This window comes from Enterobacter sp. C4G1 (assembly GCF_052886895.1).
Window position 1 is genome coordinate 631,907 of the sequence record NZ_JBQVVV010000002.1, and the last position, 13,730, is coordinate 645,636.

Annotated in this window: 15 protein-coding genes; 7 read left to right on the forward strand and 8 right to left on the reverse strand. The window is 49.9% G+C overall.

The annotated features are described in order from the left end of the window. Positions 1-342: 342 nt before the first annotated feature. The 5 genes from ACT9TW_RS16935 to ACT9TW_RS16955 form a co-directional block, all read right to left on the reverse strand. Positions 343-714 carry a DUF2255 family protein gene (locus ACT9TW_RS16935; RefSeq protein WP_182061125.1) on the reverse strand — a complete coding sequence of 124 codons (372 nt, stop codon included), beginning with the start codon at positions 712-714 and terminating at the stop codon, positions 343-345. Between the two features lie 76 nt (positions 715-790). Next, entirely contained in the window at positions 791-1,660 is an 870-nt protein-coding gene (locus ACT9TW_RS16940; protein WP_446493852.1) for an aldo/keto reductase, read from the reverse strand. 94 nt (positions 1,661-1,754) lie between these two features. Then, complete coding sequence (locus tag ACT9TW_RS16945; RefSeq protein ID WP_446493134.1) at positions 1,755-2,108, reverse strand: cyclophilin-like fold protein; 354 nt, start codon at positions 2,106-2,108, stop codon at positions 1,755-1,757. Positions 2,109-2,400: 292 nt separating this feature from the next. Continuing rightward, entirely contained in the window at positions 2,401-3,450 is a 1,050-nt protein-coding gene (locus ACT9TW_RS16950) for an NAD(P)-dependent alcohol dehydrogenase (protein WP_446493135.1), read from the reverse strand. Between the two features lie 110 nt (positions 3,451-3,560). Continuing rightward, entirely contained in the window at positions 3,561-4,643 is a 1,083-nt protein-coding gene (locus ACT9TW_RS16955; RefSeq protein WP_182061127.1) for an alpha/beta hydrolase, read from the reverse strand. 293 nt (positions 4,644-4,936) lie between these two features. Here ACT9TW_RS16955 and ACT9TW_RS16960 point away from each other — a divergent pair, with 293 nt between their 5' ends. Beyond that, a complete protein-coding gene (locus ACT9TW_RS16960) occupies positions 4,937-5,851 on the forward strand; it encodes an AraC family transcriptional regulator (protein WP_182061128.1) in 915 nt (304 codons plus the stop codon). Positions 5,852-6,040: 189 nt separating this feature from the next. Here ACT9TW_RS16960 and ACT9TW_RS16965 read toward each other — a convergent pair whose 3' ends face one another. After that, on the reverse strand, positions 6,041-7,090 hold the full coding sequence (locus ACT9TW_RS16965; protein ID WP_182061129.1) for an alpha/beta hydrolase: 1,050 nt from the start codon (positions 7,088-7,090) through the stop codon (positions 6,041-6,043). Between the two features lie 262 nt (positions 7,091-7,352). Here ACT9TW_RS16965 and ACT9TW_RS16970 point away from each other — a divergent pair, with 262 nt between their 5' ends. From ACT9TW_RS16970 to ACT9TW_RS16995, 6 genes are all read left to right on the forward strand, one after another. Then, positions 7,353-8,033 (forward strand): heavy metal response regulator transcription factor, encoded by a 681-nt coding sequence (locus ACT9TW_RS16970; RefSeq protein WP_182061130.1) that lies wholly within the window; start codon positions 7,353-7,355, stop codon positions 8,031-8,033. Positions 8,034-8,048: 15 nt separating this feature from the next. Continuing rightward, positions 8,049-9,506, forward strand: coding sequence for a heavy metal sensor histidine kinase (locus ACT9TW_RS16975; protein ID WP_446493136.1), 1,458 nt, complete (start codon positions 8,049-8,051; stop codon positions 9,504-9,506). Between the two features lie 65 nt (positions 9,507-9,571). After that, complete coding sequence (locus ACT9TW_RS16980; RefSeq protein ID WP_446493137.1) at positions 9,572-10,051, forward strand: (R)-mandelonitrile lyase; 480 nt, start codon at positions 9,572-9,574, stop codon at positions 10,049-10,051. Then, positions 10,029-10,790, forward strand: a complete 762-nt coding sequence (locus tag ACT9TW_RS16985) for a carboxymuconolactone decarboxylase family protein (RefSeq protein ID WP_446493138.1) — start codon at positions 10,029-10,031, stop codon at positions 10,788-10,790. The genes ACT9TW_RS16980 and ACT9TW_RS16985 overlap by 23 nt, the downstream gene beginning before the upstream one ends. Positions 10,791-10,799: 9 nt before the next feature. Then, complete coding sequence (locus ACT9TW_RS16990) at positions 10,800-11,384, forward strand: flavodoxin (protein WP_182061134.1); 585 nt, start codon at positions 10,800-10,802, stop codon at positions 11,382-11,384. Positions 11,385-11,407: 23 nt separating this feature from the next. Further along, positions 11,408-12,472 (forward strand): alpha/beta hydrolase, encoded by a 1,065-nt coding sequence (locus ACT9TW_RS16995; RefSeq protein WP_182061135.1) that lies wholly within the window; start codon positions 11,408-11,410, stop codon positions 12,470-12,472. Positions 12,473-12,595: 123 nt separating this feature from the next. Here the strand turns inward: ACT9TW_RS16995 and ACT9TW_RS17000 are convergent, their stop codons facing one another. Next, a complete protein-coding gene (locus tag ACT9TW_RS17000; protein WP_446493139.1) occupies positions 12,596-12,790 on the reverse strand; it encodes an SDR family NAD(P)-dependent oxidoreductase in 195 nt (64 codons plus the stop codon). A 45-nt stretch (positions 12,791-12,835) separates the two neighbouring features. Continuing rightward, on the reverse strand, positions 12,836-13,666 hold the full coding sequence (locus ACT9TW_RS17005) for an oxidoreductase (protein WP_182061136.1): 831 nt from the start codon (positions 13,664-13,666) through the stop codon (positions 12,836-12,838). Positions 13,667-13,730 lie beyond the last annotated feature (64 nt).

The window sequence follows — 13,730 nt, forward strand, 5'->3', positions numbered from 1 at the left end:
TCTTTCACGGTGAACATCCCGGTATCAGATGTTGACCAGGCATACAGGCTTTAAAACTATAGCCAGGACATTCCTGGTAAATGAGCACAAATAGATATCAATATTGATTCTCTACAACCTCAGTGCGCATAATGTATATTATGTTAAATGCAATATCGCCAACCGTACTGCACCAATCCCTGAACCATTCCCTGCCGTTTTGCTATCTGAACCGCTCAGGTTTTCATTATTGCTCCGTAAAATGCATTCTGGTGATTTACGAACATGAGTGACCAACAAAAGCTTTCTCGTCGCTGAGAAAGCTTATATTGTTCTACTCGCAATATTTCAATGAAATGAACGTCAGGCTGGTAATATCTCGACTGTTGCCGCTCTGGCTCGCGGCCCTGTCATGGCGGATACATAGGAGCTGCTGGCATATTTTGAACGATAGGCTTGATCTATTTTGCTTTCCAGAACGGGCTCTGAAACTGCTGCAAACACAACGTCAAATTCCTGCCCAATAGCCAGAATCTTACCCGCCCGTTGAGCTAGCGCGGCCTGATACCATTTTGATGCTTTGCCATTGTATGCGCGTACAAACAGTCGGTTATCTACAGTCACTTCCCAGATCCATGTTGGCGTACCGGTGGTCGTCATATCAGGATGGAATGGCGCAATTTTGAGGTCATCAGCCTCATCAATTTTTGCTAACAGGTTAAGTTTCCAGGACATAGCCCTTCCCTCTTTCCAGATCCAGAACAATGTGCTGATTCATCAGAGATGCCAATTTTCTAACGCAGCGGCAAGATCAATCATGGATCCTGACGCCAAGACAACCGCGAACAAATTCAGGATTAAAGTGCTTCACTGCCTCACCCACATAACCTAAATCGAGTGCGCTGATTTGCGCCATTTCGCCCTCAGACAATGAAAAGTCCCAGATGGCAAAATTCTCATCAATACGTTCCTGACGAGTGGATTTGGGGATGACCGTAACACCACGTTGAATGTTCCAGCGCAGAACAACCTGAGCAACGGTTTTTTTATGTGCATCAGCAATTCCCTGAAGCATCTCATTTTCATACGGCTTATGTCTTCCGCCGCCCAACGGTGCCCAGGCTTCTGGCTGGACATTGTAATGCTTCATAGTTTCAAGCGCGGCAGGCTGCGCAAAATAAGGATGCAATTCAACCTGATTTACCATCGGCCTGATTCTGACGGTTTCACAGAAGTTTGCTAATACGTGAGCATAAAAATTGGACACCCCAATCGCTTTCAGTTTGCCGGCATCATACGCATCTTCCAGCGCACGCCAGGCGCTGAAATAGTCACGCATCGCCTGATGGAGTAAGTAGAGATCAAAGTATTCAAGCCCTGATTTTTCTAACGAAGCATCGATGCCTGCTTTGGCCATATCGTAACTGGCCATGTCCTGTACCCACAGTTTTGAGGTAATGAACAACTCTTCGCGGGTACACAAACCTTCGGCAATGGCTTCACGAACCGCGTCACCCACTGCATCTTCATTGCCGTATACTGCGGCGGTATCAATAAGACGATAGCCGGTACGAATAGCATTCAATACCGACTGTTTACATTCTTCTTTATCGGTTACCTTAAAAACGCCAAATCCCACCATCGGCATTTTCAGGTTGTTACTTAATACTGAATATTCCACTGTAAGGTTCCTCCACTCTGTTAACAGCATGATTCTAAAATAAAAATATAAACGCAAGCTGGACTACATTACTGCATTTTGTTCGGGGTAACGATTAGTCCGTCAGCAGTTCAAATTTGGCGCTATAGGAGTCAGGATGGACGGGCAACGCGTCCGGCTCATCTAACTGTCCTAATTTAATTAATCCGCTCGCATAGCCATGCGGTTTATAGAAAATAGCCAGATTTCCCCACGGGGCATAAATCGTAATATCACCCTTTTTTGCGGCTATGCCTGCTGGTGAACTCTCGGTAGACAATCGGCCGGGCAAATCGCTTATTTTCTCCTCCCCGGCATAGTCTTTCAGTTTCAGCGTAAGCGGTAAAAGTGCTGCAAACTCACGGCTTGCCTGACTGTCATTCAGGGTCGCGGTAATCGTTTTGTCATCGAGAATGATGCGTAACTTCATAGGGTTTTCCTGTGTATGACGTGCTATTGCCGCAACCGGAAATATCGTGATCAAGGCCAACACTGACCAACTCGAAAGGCCGGGTAATACACGTTGCGTATTAGAAGAGATAAGCATGTTCAACCATCCGAGCGCAGACGTTTGCAGCTATTCTGAACAGAATAAAACAGCTTGTTAATAGCGGTTATCAGAATAGAGAAATGAATAGAATTCATTAATTGTAGCTTTGATTACTGCCATTCCGTGTTGAATAAGCGGTAGCAAGCATGCGCCACCGCTTCATTACATATGCTTATTCTGCGCTCAGTGATGCCATATCAATAACAAAACGGTGCGCCATATCACCCTGTTCAAGACGAGCGAAAGCATCGTTAATCTGATCGATTTTAATCATTTCACACTCAGGATAGACATTATGTTTCGCACAGAAATCCAGCACTTCCTGGGTTTCTGTAATGCCACCAATCAGCGAACCGGCAACACGGCGGCGTCCCATTACCAAAGGGATCGTCAGCGGTTCATCCATCAGACCAATTTGGCCGACAATGACTAACGAGCCATCAATATCTAACAGCGGCGTGTAGATATTCAGATCATGCTTAACGGGCGCAGTATCAATAATTAAATCGAATGCGCAGGCCGAGCCCTGCAATACCTGCGCATCTGAAGAAGGCAGAATGCCTTTCGCACCCAGCGCTTTTGCCTCCTCCTCTTTGTTTTTGGTTCGACTGATGACGGTCACCTCGGCCCCCATCGCCACGGCCAGCTTAACCGCCATATGGCCCAGGCCACCTAATCCGATCACGCCAACGCGGCTGCCTGGGCCAATATTCCAGGTACGCAGCGGAGAGAATGTCGTGATACCGGCGCACAGAATCGGCGCGGTTTTCGCCAGATCCATATTTTCCGGTACGCGCAGCACAAACTCTTCACGCACAACAATATGTTTGGAGTAACCGCCCTGAGTGACTTCGCCGCTAATGCGATCCGGTGCGCCGTAGGTCGGCGTCATCCCGTTACGACAGAACTGTTCTTCACCATGTTCACACTGATCGCAGTGCATACAACTGTCCACCATACAACCAACAGCGACATGATCGCCCACATGATACTTTTTGACGTTCTGTCCTAGTGACGTCACAATGCCAACAATTTCGTGACCCGGGATCAACGGGTAAAGCTGTGGCCCCCAGTCTCCATTAACCGTATGCAGGTCTGAGTGACAAACTCCGCAGTAGAGAATTTCAATGGCGACGTCGTTTTCACGTAAATCGCGACGCTCGAAATGATAAGGAACCAGTTTCGCATCGGAAGCGTGCGCGGCATAACCAACCGTTTTCATAAATACCTCATGGAGTGATGGATTCGGCGTCATTGTTTTTGCAACCGAATAAAAATGGCTAAATTACTATTGGTTTTTTCCTGTGTTTATTTCTTAAAAATAGATGGTGATTATTGTTTATTTAGATACTTATTGAAGAATTCCGTTATGCCATTGAACGGGATTTTATCCATTCGATCATACAAATCAACATGAGTAGCACCCTTGACAATCAGAAGCTCTTTTGGCTGATTTGCCGCTTCATATGCTGTTTTGGAGAAATAAAGCGAATGCGCTTTTTCACCATGGACAAATAAGATAGGACGCGGAGAGATTTCCTTAATATAGGTCATCAGAGGGAAATTCATAAATGACATCGGCGTTGTCACTGACCATGAATTTCCTGAGTTAACGGCGCGTGGATGATATCCTCGTTTGGTCATATAATAGTCCGCATAGTCCACGAGGAACTGCGCTTCGCCGCCCTTCAGTTTATTGTAAGCAGGCTGATAAGCCGGTTTACCGTTTGCCGCATCTTCCCAGCGTTGAAGGCTCAGCTTCTCAAGTGTCTGCTCACGTTGCACCGGGGTTACGCTGTCATTGTACCCTTTCGACATAACGCGGCTCATATCATACATGGTGCTGGCGACAACAGCTTTTACGCGTTTATCAACAGCAACAGCGTTCAGTGCAATCCCGCCCATACCGCAGATACCGATTACGCCGATACGTTCCCGATCCACATAGGATTGTAATCCAATGAAATCCACCGCAGCCATAAAGTCTTCGGTATTAATATCCGGGGAGGCTATATTGCGTGGTTCCCCACTGCTTTCCCCTGTATAAGAAGGATCAAAAGCCAGCGTCACGAATCCGCGCTCGGCTAACGTTTGTGCGTAAAGGCCTGATGCCTGCTCTTTTACTGCGCCGAAAGGCCCGGAAATAACCAGTGCCGCAAACTTCTTATTACCGCGATCTTTAGGCAGATAAACATCTGCGGCCAGCGTAATACCATAACGGTTTTTAAACGTTACCTTTTGATGTTCCACCTTGTTACTCCTCGGGAAGGTTTTATCCCAGGTCTGAACCAGAGGTAATGAAGAATCTGCTGCACCAGCTATTGACTGGGCGACCGCAGATTCTGCTGAAAGCAGAGCCAACGCTCCGGCAAGGAGTGCACCATTAAAAAAGCGATTTGGGGATTTAATTGTCATGATATTAAAAACCTTTCATTTGTAGATAAGGATTCTGTTTTTAAACATCTCGCATGTGTATTTCAATAATGCTCGTTGCATGAGCAGTTTTAATATATTTACCGTCTGTGCCGTCTTACTCATCCAGGGGTTTGTTGGAGTGTTGCTATTTTGGATGTCGGAGAGGAAATGTGTTATTAAAATACTCTGTGATTTTTGCCTGATCCTATGAATCTGTAGTGAAAGCGTGTATTTCAGTTTTTTAAGCTGGTAAGTTAGCCTCAGAGAGATATAGCAAATTTGAGGCGTTCAAAATGGTGTCAGACAGATCGGTTGAGGAATTACTCGGTGCGCTTACCCGGGATATCGCACTGCGTACGCCAGGCACCGGTGATTTCCCCACAGCATTAGACGGACTGGAATTATTCCGGCGAAATGAGCCTGCTTCCCCGGTAAGCTGCCTGGTTCCTCCCAGCGTCGTACTGGTGACCGATGGTGCGAAGATCATGTGGGTTGGGGGTCAGCCTTATAAATATGATACGGAAAAATTCCTGATCACCTCTCTCGACCTGCCCGCAAGTTCAGAAGTGCTTAAAGCATCGTCATCCCGTCCGTGCGTCGGCATAGCCTATAAACTCGACCAGCGTGTATTGATGGAGTTAATTGCGCAGGGAAGTCTGCCGCCTGTCAAAAAGCGAGATTTGGGGGCTGGTGTCGGAATAGGTACCGTTACCGATGTCCTGCTTGAGACTTTTTGCCGTCTGCTTTCATTGCTTGACGAGCCAGAAGCAATCCCGATTCTTGGTCCACTTATTCAACGGGAAATACATTACCGGCTGCTGATGAGTGACCAGTCCGATCATCTCAGACAGATTGCAGCCGTTGACGGGCATGGCTACCGTATCGGCAAAGCAATTGACTGGCTGAAAACCAATATCTCATCACCTTTACGTATCGAGGAGCTCGCGAGTCGTGTGCAGATGAGCACGCCCTCTTTCCACCATCATTTCAGGCAACTTGCGGGAATGAGTCCGCTCCGTTATCAGAAATGGCTGCGTCTTAATGAAGCACGACGGCTGATGCTCAATGAGCATAATGATGTCACCACGGCGGCGTTTACTGTTGGCTATGAGAGCTTATCTCATTTCAGTCGCGAATATACGCGGATGTTTGGCGTATCACCAAAAAGAGATATTACTGTGCTGAGGCAGTCAGCCAGTAAGCGCTAATATCCCGTCGAACTCGTTTCATCCCCCTGCCCCTTATCTGGTCTATGAATTTCATTCATAGCACCTATTTAAGTAGCGTAATTATCTTTAACCGCAATTTCGTTAATCTGGGTGCATCAGGAGAGTCAGCACCGCGAAGATGGTGGGGATCCCCCAACCTTAATGGCGGGGGGTGTTATTAGTGTCTAACTAAATGTTTTTATCGAAGAATACGTCTAACTTTTGCAAAGCCTGGTCAACATATTTTGGCACCCAGTAAGTCTCGATATGAGTAGCACCATCGATCAGGAAGAGTTCTTTGTCCTTCGTACCGGTGGCCTTAGCGAACGCATCTTCAGTCATATAGAGCGTATCCGCTTTTGTACCGGCAATCATCAGCAGTGGTTTATTGATGAGATTGATATGGTCCGTTACGTCAAAGCTCATCAAATCTAACAGGCTGCTTGTGGTGTATTTAAACGTTGAGTTCGGGTGTGCGTGGGTTTTCCAGTAGTACTCGTAGCCCTGCCGATATAAGGCAAAGGGTAATTTAGCAATCTGTTCATTAGTCAGGTTGGCATCACCGGAATAAAGCACTTCGCCTCCGGCGGCCTCCTGAGTTCGTGCGTCTGACGCCTGCTGAAGGCGCTGCTGGACAGTATCCAGCTGTGAATTCTGCATCCCATTACGGCGTACAAGACCGGAATTAAACATGCTGATGGTTGCAATGGATTTGAACCGTTTGTCCGTCTCGGCAGCAACGAGTGAATAACCACCACCACCGCAAATGCCAAGCAAGCCGAGGCGGGAAGTATCAACCCCCGGATACTGGCTGATGTAGTCAGCCATACCGTGAACGTCCTCAATACGGTTAGCCGGTTTATCCACGCTGCGAGGCATCCCGCCGCTGGCACCCTGATAAGCCGCGTCGGCGGTAATCGTGATGTACCCATGCTCAGCAAGGCGCTGTGCATACAACCCGGCGACCTGTTCTTTTACACCACCATTAGGATGCGCGACCACTATGGCAGGATATTTTTTGGCAGGATCATAGTTAGCAGGGGTATAGACATTCGCAGCAATCTGGATGCCATGCAGATCGTATTTCACCGGATGAATATTGACCTTGCCTTTGACGTTCTCAGTAATTGCACCTTCATAGACCAGTGTGAATGGATTCTTTTTGTAATCAGCCGCATTGACTGAGCTCACGCCAGCCATTGCCGTGAGCAGAATTGCACTTATAAGTGTGAATTTCATGGTTTCCCCCGATGAGTGTCGGCCTCGTTAAGCAGGCCCGCGGATTTAAATTTGCAGGCTCAGATTAGGGTGAAAGGACTGTCAGCAGGGTGACAGGGAAATAACATTTTTGTCAGGAAACGCGCTGGGATGGCTAAGCAATTCTGACAATGCTGTCAGGTAACCGTCAGCTTTATGTTGGCAACCAGGGGGCAAAATGGTCTCGGTAACAGGGTTGTTCAGGTATTGAAGCGCCGATGAAAAATTAAGAGGAAGTTCCGTTATGCGCCTGTTGTTAGTCGAAGATGAAGAAAAAACGTCAACCTATCTCAACCGTGCGTTGAGCGAGTCCGGTTTTACGGTAGATGTCTCTGCAGATGGCGCTGAAGGTCTTCATTACGCGCTGGAGTTCGACTACGACGCGATAATCCTGGATGTGATGTTGCCGGGGATGGATGGCTACCGGGTACTTGAGGGGGTGCGAGCGGCTAAACAGACACCGGTGCTGATGCTCTCGGCTCGCGGATCGGTCGATGAGCGCGTCAAAGGGCTGCGTCTTGGCGCGGATGATTATCTCCCCAAGCCCTTCTCTCTTATTGAACTGGTGGCACGTATTCAGGCCCTGGTGCGTCGCCGCTCGATGGATGGTGCAGACATCACCCAACTGCAAATTCACGATCTGCATCTCGACTTACTGGCTCGCCGCGTTTTTCGCGCCGGAACACGGCTGGAGCTGACCGCGAAAGAGTTTTCCCTGTTGAGCCTTCTGGCCCGGCATCAGGGGGAGATCCTGTCAAAGATGATGATTGCTGAACAGATATGGGACATGAATTTTGACAGCGATGCCAATGTGGTTGAAGTCGCCATTAAACGACTTCGTGCAAAAGTGGATGCCCCGTTCGACGTCAAACTGTTACATACCGTTCGTGGCATGGGTTATGTCCTCGAAGTCCGTTCTGAATAAATGAAGGGGATAATCATGCCTAAGCGTTCCATCTCAGTTCACCTGGCGCTGATGTTTGCTTTATCCGCGCTGCTGATTGTGTCCGTAATCGGTATCCTCCTGAGAAGCTCCTTGCATGATTCTTTGCAAAAGCAGATGCACAACGAGCTGTTGTTCCGGGAATCATTAATGAGCCCGTGGATCACCGCACGAACCTCGGCTGAAGGCTGGTCTACGCTTGCCAATAAATTCACCGTATTAACCAATTCTGAAGGTGAGCGCGTTCGCTACTGGATCGTGAGCGATAACCCGCGCTTTAGCGTAGGAGGAACGCCACCAGTAGGCGTTCAGTGGTCTTCTTTGCAGGAAGGTTTTAATAAAGTGCCTGGCGCATCGGAAGGCGCATGTTCACTGTTCCTGTTAGTGAAAACTATCCCCGCCAATGGAGAAAGACCCGAGCTGCGCTATGTCGTTGCCATCGACTCAACACCCTACATGGGCACACTGAATGCCTTCACCAGGACGCTGCTTATCATAGCCGCACTGGGCGTCGTTATTGTCGCCATACTGGGCTACGTTGTTTCAAGGATTGGTCTTCGTCCAGTTGGCACCCTCAGTAGACAGGCCCAACAACTCGCTCCGGGGGACCATGGTCAGCGTCTGAATACCTGCGCGTTACCCCAGGAACTCCAGCAACTGTCATCATCATTTAATGGCGTGTTAGAGCGTCAGGAAATTGCCTGGCGTCAGCTCGACAGTTTTAATGCCGATGTTGCTCATGAACTCCGTACCCCGCTGACAAACCTTATCGGCCAGACGCAACTGGGGTTATCACGCCGACGTTCGCAGGATGAGCTGGAAGAGCTATTGGGTTCCAATCTGGAAGAGCTTGAACGCATGACGTCGATCGTTAACGACATGCTGTTCCTGTCTCATGCCCATGCGGGTGAACATGCCTCTCAGCTCACAAAGGTGTCCCTGCGAGAAGAAACCCTGAAAACAGCAGAGTATGTTGAACCTTCATTTGCTGAAAAACACCTCTCTCTGGATGTTCAAGGCGACGTCACCGCGCACATCGACCGACGACTGTTCCACCGCTCACTGGCCAATTTACTGGAAAATAGCGCAAGACATTCGCCCTCCAATAGCACGGTTACAGTGCGGTTAAGCGAAAAAGGTCATCAGGCCTGGATAGAAGTTTCGAACCCGGGCGATCCGATAGCGCCAGCGCACTTACACCGGCTTTTCGAACGCTTTTATCGCGTCGACACCTCCCGGGCCAGGAGTGATACCCATCATGGGCTGGGCCTGTCGATCGTACGCGCCGTCGCCATTATGCACCGGGGAGATGTCTTTGCGCGCAGTGAGAATGGCATCAATACATTTGGCCTTACCTTTGAGAAACAAGCGGATAAAACAGCGAGCAATGTTCACTCCGGCACTGATACGGGACCAGAGTTAACTGACAGAATTGTCAGGGGGGTGTCAGCCTGAGGACATGACGCCCTCGTTAAAATCATCACAGGCAATCCCCCTCTTCATTGATAAGGACGCTATGTATGATCAGACACTTACGTTACCTCGGGCTATTTATTCCCCTCTTTGCGTTTTCATCCTGGGCTGCGGAGCAAAATACCGCTGTCCATATCGCCCCCGCAGGAAGCCAGAACGCGGTGTACGGGCCAGCGGAGAACTTTACCGGTCGCGTCCGGGTTGATCCTCTCTTCAAGCCTGATAACGACATCCGTGTTTCCGGGGCTTATGTCACCTTTGAGCCTGGCGCCCGCTCCGCCTGGCATACGCATCCGGCAGGTCAGCGACTGATTGTGACCTCTGGTGTTGGGCTAACCCAACAAGAAGGCCAGCCGGTGCAGATTATCCGCACGGGTGACGTTGTCACTTGCCCGGCAGGTGTAAAACACTGGCACGGGGCCACACCGGATAGCGCGATGACGCATCTGGCAATAACCGGGGTTGTGGATGGCAAAAGCGTTAACTGGATGGAGAAAGTGACAGATGAACAATACCACGCCCATTAAGGCATTAACGGCAGGGGTGCTGCTGACCTTCGGTTTTGGTCTTACGGCACATGCTGCACCCGCCAATACAGGAGCTTCAGAAATGAACCATGAACAAACAGTTTCAGAAACACTGTCAGCCCGCCAGCAGGCCATCCCGTTGATTGCGGCATCGATGGCCAGCAGTCAGATGGATAAGCTGAATAAGGTCCTTAATCAGGGACTTGATGCCGGGCTCACGATAAACGAAACCAAAGAGATACTCGTCCAGCTTTATGCCTACACGGGATTCCCCCGGAGCCTGAACGCGCTAAGCGAACTGATGAAGGTCGTCGAAGCACGTAAGCAACGTGGCATTGAAGACGTTGAAGGAAAAGAACCCGCCGCCCCGATCCCTGTCGGGGATGAACTTCGCCGTATCGGTACCGCAAATCAGACGAAAATCTCAGGTGCCCCGGTTCAGGGGCCGCTGTTTGATTTTGCACCGGTCATTAACCAATTCTTGCAAACGCATTTGTTCGGCGACATTTTTGCCCGCGATAACCTCGACTGGCAAAGCCGGGAGCTGGCAACGGTTGGCGCATTAGCAGCCACGCCAGGCGTTGAATCACAACTGCTGTCACATACGCGAGCAAGTATGCGGGTTGGGCTAACGGCAGCGCAGCTTCGCCAGCTGGCAGAGGTTCTGCGTGAACATGGCGAAAATGATGCAGCGACACGAGCTGAAAAAGCGCTGCAACAGGCGCTTGCAAACCATTAGGAGTGGACTATGGAGCATGATCCCAACCGCAGAATGTTGATAACAGCGCTTGCCGGGCTGACGCTGGCGAACGTCTCCCTGGCGACAGCTGCCACCGGAAATGCAAATGTGCAGGGTAAGAGTCGAATTCTGGTAGCGTATTTTTCTCGCAGCGGAAATACACGGGTGATTGCGGGCGTCATTCACCGCAGCCTGAATACCGATCTGTTTGAAATCGAACCGGCTACACCTTATCCGGAAGATTATTTTCGGACCGTTGAACAGGCGAAAAATGAGCGTGAGCGAGGAGTAAAACCCGCATTAAAAAATAGCGTCGCAGATATCTCACGCTATGAAACCCTGTATTTAGGTTTTCCTGTCTGGGGGACCAGCGTGCCGCCCGTAGTGCAAACGTTTCTTAGCAGCCACAACCTTGCGGGCAAATTACTCATCCCTTTCATTACTCACGGTGGCTACGGTAAAGGAGACAGCGACGACATCCTTGCCAGCCTCGCCCCAACTGCGCGCCGGGAAAAACCGCTGATCATTGAATGTGATCAGGAGCGAAGAACGACAGAAACGGTCACCCGTTGGTTAGAGACAATACGCAGCTGATTTATTAATAAGAGGAAATACCCTTGAAGACACTTTTAAAAGCACTGTCCGTCTGCGTTATAGCGAGTGGTCTGGTGGCTCAGTCGGTATACGCCGAGCCACTGGTCATTCAGGAACAGGGGAGCTTTTCTGCTGGCGGGACGATCATCACCGCTCCCGGGAAATTTGACGCGAAAAAACCGCTGGACTCTGCTGGTCAAACTTATCACGGCGATCATGCATCGGTGTTCTACCAAATCCCGGTGAATCCGCATAAATACCCTATCGTCATGCTGCACGGTGCAGGCCAGTTCTCTCGTACCTGGGAAAGCACTCCAGATGGTCGCGAAGGATTCCAGAACATATTCCTGCGTCGCGGATTCTCAACTTATCTTGTCGATCAGCCTCGTCGGGGCAGCGCCGGGCGCACGACTGTAGAAGGAACTGTTTCGCCAAAACCGGATGAGCAACTGTGGTTTAATCAGTTCCGCGTTGGCGTGTGGCCAGAGTATTTTAAAGGCGTTCAGTTCTCTCATGACAAAGAAGCGCTGAATCAGTATTTCCGTCAGATGACCCCAAATACCGGGCCGTTTGATATCAATGTTATCTCTGATGCGATGTCCGCCGTCGTGGATAAATCCGGACCGGCGATCCTCTTCACCCACTCTCAGGGCGGCGGACCAGGCTGGTACACGGCGATGAAAAACGACAAGGTCAAAGCCATTGTCGCCTTCGAGCCTGGCAGCAGTTTTGTCTTCCCGGAAAAAGAGCTCCCTGCCTCTATGCCAAGCGCGTTCGACACGCTGAAGGGTGAGCCAGTGCCAATGGAGCAGTTTATGGCCCTGACCAAAATCCCGATTCTGATTATTTACGGCGATAACATACCGGATAAACCTGTCGCCATGCCCGCGCAGGACAGCTGGCGCGTAAGACTGGCGATGGCCCGTGAGTGGCGTGACGTGGTGAACAAGCATGGCGGGGATGTCACTGTGACGCATCTGCCTGAAGTGGGAATCAAAGGTAATACCCACTTCCCATTCTCTGATTTAAATAATGTGCAGATTGCTGATTTGGTGAGCAAATTCCTGAAGGAAAAAGATCTGCAGTAGGACGAGATAATAGCGAGCCTTCATTAATGAAGGCTCAAAACAAATATAAGCTTTATAAAATTAAAAAGGCCTAATCCTGGCGGTAAATTGTTGAACGTGACTGAATGCATCAGGGTGTAATATTTAATTTAACGGATAATCGGTAACATCCATCTGTAAAGGAAGCACCCTGTCACCATACCGCTCAACAAGTGTTTCCAGGGAGCCTGTATTACGTGCGGTTGCCGCAACCTTATCCCCCCGGGCCAGTGCCGCTTCAGCCCAGATATGACCAAACCCTCTTGCTGCACCAGTGATGAACCAGATTTTCGCTGTCATGACCTTTACCTCATGTGATGAAAATAGATCTGCGCTGATTGTCTGTCAGCGGGTCTGGCTGAGAATAATTCGGTCGAATATACGATCGCCCAGCCAGACGCGCATGAGGATGAGCATCTTTGCAAACTTACCGGCCGCATACCGTGTACGCGGGTTACTGCTTTTCACTGCACGGGATACCACTTCCGCAATAACCTCAGGTGAGCTGCCTGTGCCCTGCCCGTACGTTTTTTTTATCGACATGGCCACCATTTTCACCAGGTGACCATACGGACCACTGGCCGAACGTTTGACAATGGTGTCACTGGCGGCGTCGCCGAAGCCTGTCTCTATCACGCCCGGTTCAACGATCACCACTTTAATCCCGAATCCGGCAACTTCCAGCCTGAGGCAGTCTGACCAGCCTTCCAGTGCATGTTTGGTTGCGTGGTACCAGGCCCCCAGAATGCTGTACATCTTTCCGCCCATGGAGGTGATATTGACAATGTGTCCGGAGCGTCTGTCCCTCATCGCAGGGAGCAGCAACTGCGTCAGCCGCGCGGCACCAAACAGATTGACCTCAAACTGATAGCGGGCTTCGTCAATCCCGATCTCTTCTACCGGGCCGTAGAGACCAAAACCTGCGTTATTGACCAGGACATCGACACCGCCAGTCTCAGCCAGAATGGTATTTACGCCGGAGACAATCTGCTCATCGACAGAAATATCCATCCGTAGAGGCTGTGCTCCAAGCCTGGCAAGGTCAGCCATCTTTTCGACAGTGCGAGCGGCAACGTAAACCTGATAACCATCCTGTATTAGACGGCGGGCAATGGACTTGCCCATCCCGGACGATGCGCCGGTGACCAGCGCGGTTTTCTTTTCCTGAGTAAACATAGGCACCTCAATGAATGAACTGCGTTCAGTTTGCCTGAGCCGGTGCCGAGAATATCTTGCTCTG

What these genes read in the sequence shown, in the direction of transcription:
- ACT9TW_RS16935 (WP_182061125.1), bottom strand. Translation starts at nt 714, where the DNA reads ATGTCCTGGAAACTTAACCTGTTAGCAAAAATTGATGAGGCTGATGAC.
- ACT9TW_RS16945 (WP_446493134.1), bottom strand. Translation starts at nt 2,108, where the DNA reads ATGAAGTTACGCATCATTCTCGATGACAAAACGATTACCGCGACCCTG.
- ACT9TW_RS16950 (WP_446493135.1), bottom strand. Translation starts at nt 3,450, where the DNA reads ATGAAAACGGTTGGTTATGCCGCGCACGCTTCCGATGCGAAACTGGTT.
- ACT9TW_RS16955 (WP_182061127.1), bottom strand. Translation starts at nt 4,643, where the DNA reads ATGACAATTAAATCCCCAAATCGCTTTTTTAATGGTGCACTCCTTGCC.
- ACT9TW_RS16960 (WP_182061128.1), top strand. Translation starts at nt 4,937, where the DNA reads ATGGTGTCAGACAGATCGGTTGAGGAATTACTCGGTGCGCTTACCCGG.
- ACT9TW_RS16965 (WP_182061129.1), bottom strand. Translation starts at nt 7,090, where the DNA reads ATGAAATTCACACTTATAAGTGCAATTCTGCTCACGGCAATGGCTGGC.
- ACT9TW_RS16970 (WP_182061130.1), top strand. Translation starts at nt 7,353, where the DNA reads ATGCGCCTGTTGTTAGTCGAAGATGAAGAAAAAACGTCAACCTATCTC.
- ACT9TW_RS16975 (WP_446493136.1), top strand. Translation starts at nt 8,049, where the DNA reads ATGCCTAAGCGTTCCATCTCAGTTCACCTGGCGCTGATGTTTGCTTTA.
- ACT9TW_RS16980 (WP_446493137.1), top strand. Translation starts at nt 9,572, where the DNA reads ATGATCAGACACTTACGTTACCTCGGGCTATTTATTCCCCTCTTTGCG.
- ACT9TW_RS16985 (WP_446493138.1), top strand. Translation starts at nt 10,029, where the DNA reads ATGAACAATACCACGCCCATTAAGGCATTAACGGCAGGGGTGCTGCTG.
- ACT9TW_RS16990 (WP_182061134.1), top strand. Translation starts at nt 10,800, where the DNA reads ATGGAGCATGATCCCAACCGCAGAATGTTGATAACAGCGCTTGCCGGG.
- ACT9TW_RS17000 (WP_446493139.1), bottom strand. Translation starts at nt 12,790, where the DNA reads ATGACAGCGAAAATCTGGTTCATCACTGGTGCAGCAAGAGGGTTTGGT.
- ACT9TW_RS17005 (WP_182061136.1), bottom strand. Translation starts at nt 13,666, where the DNA reads ATGTTTACTCAGGAAAAGAAAACCGCGCTGGTCACCGGCGCATCGTCC.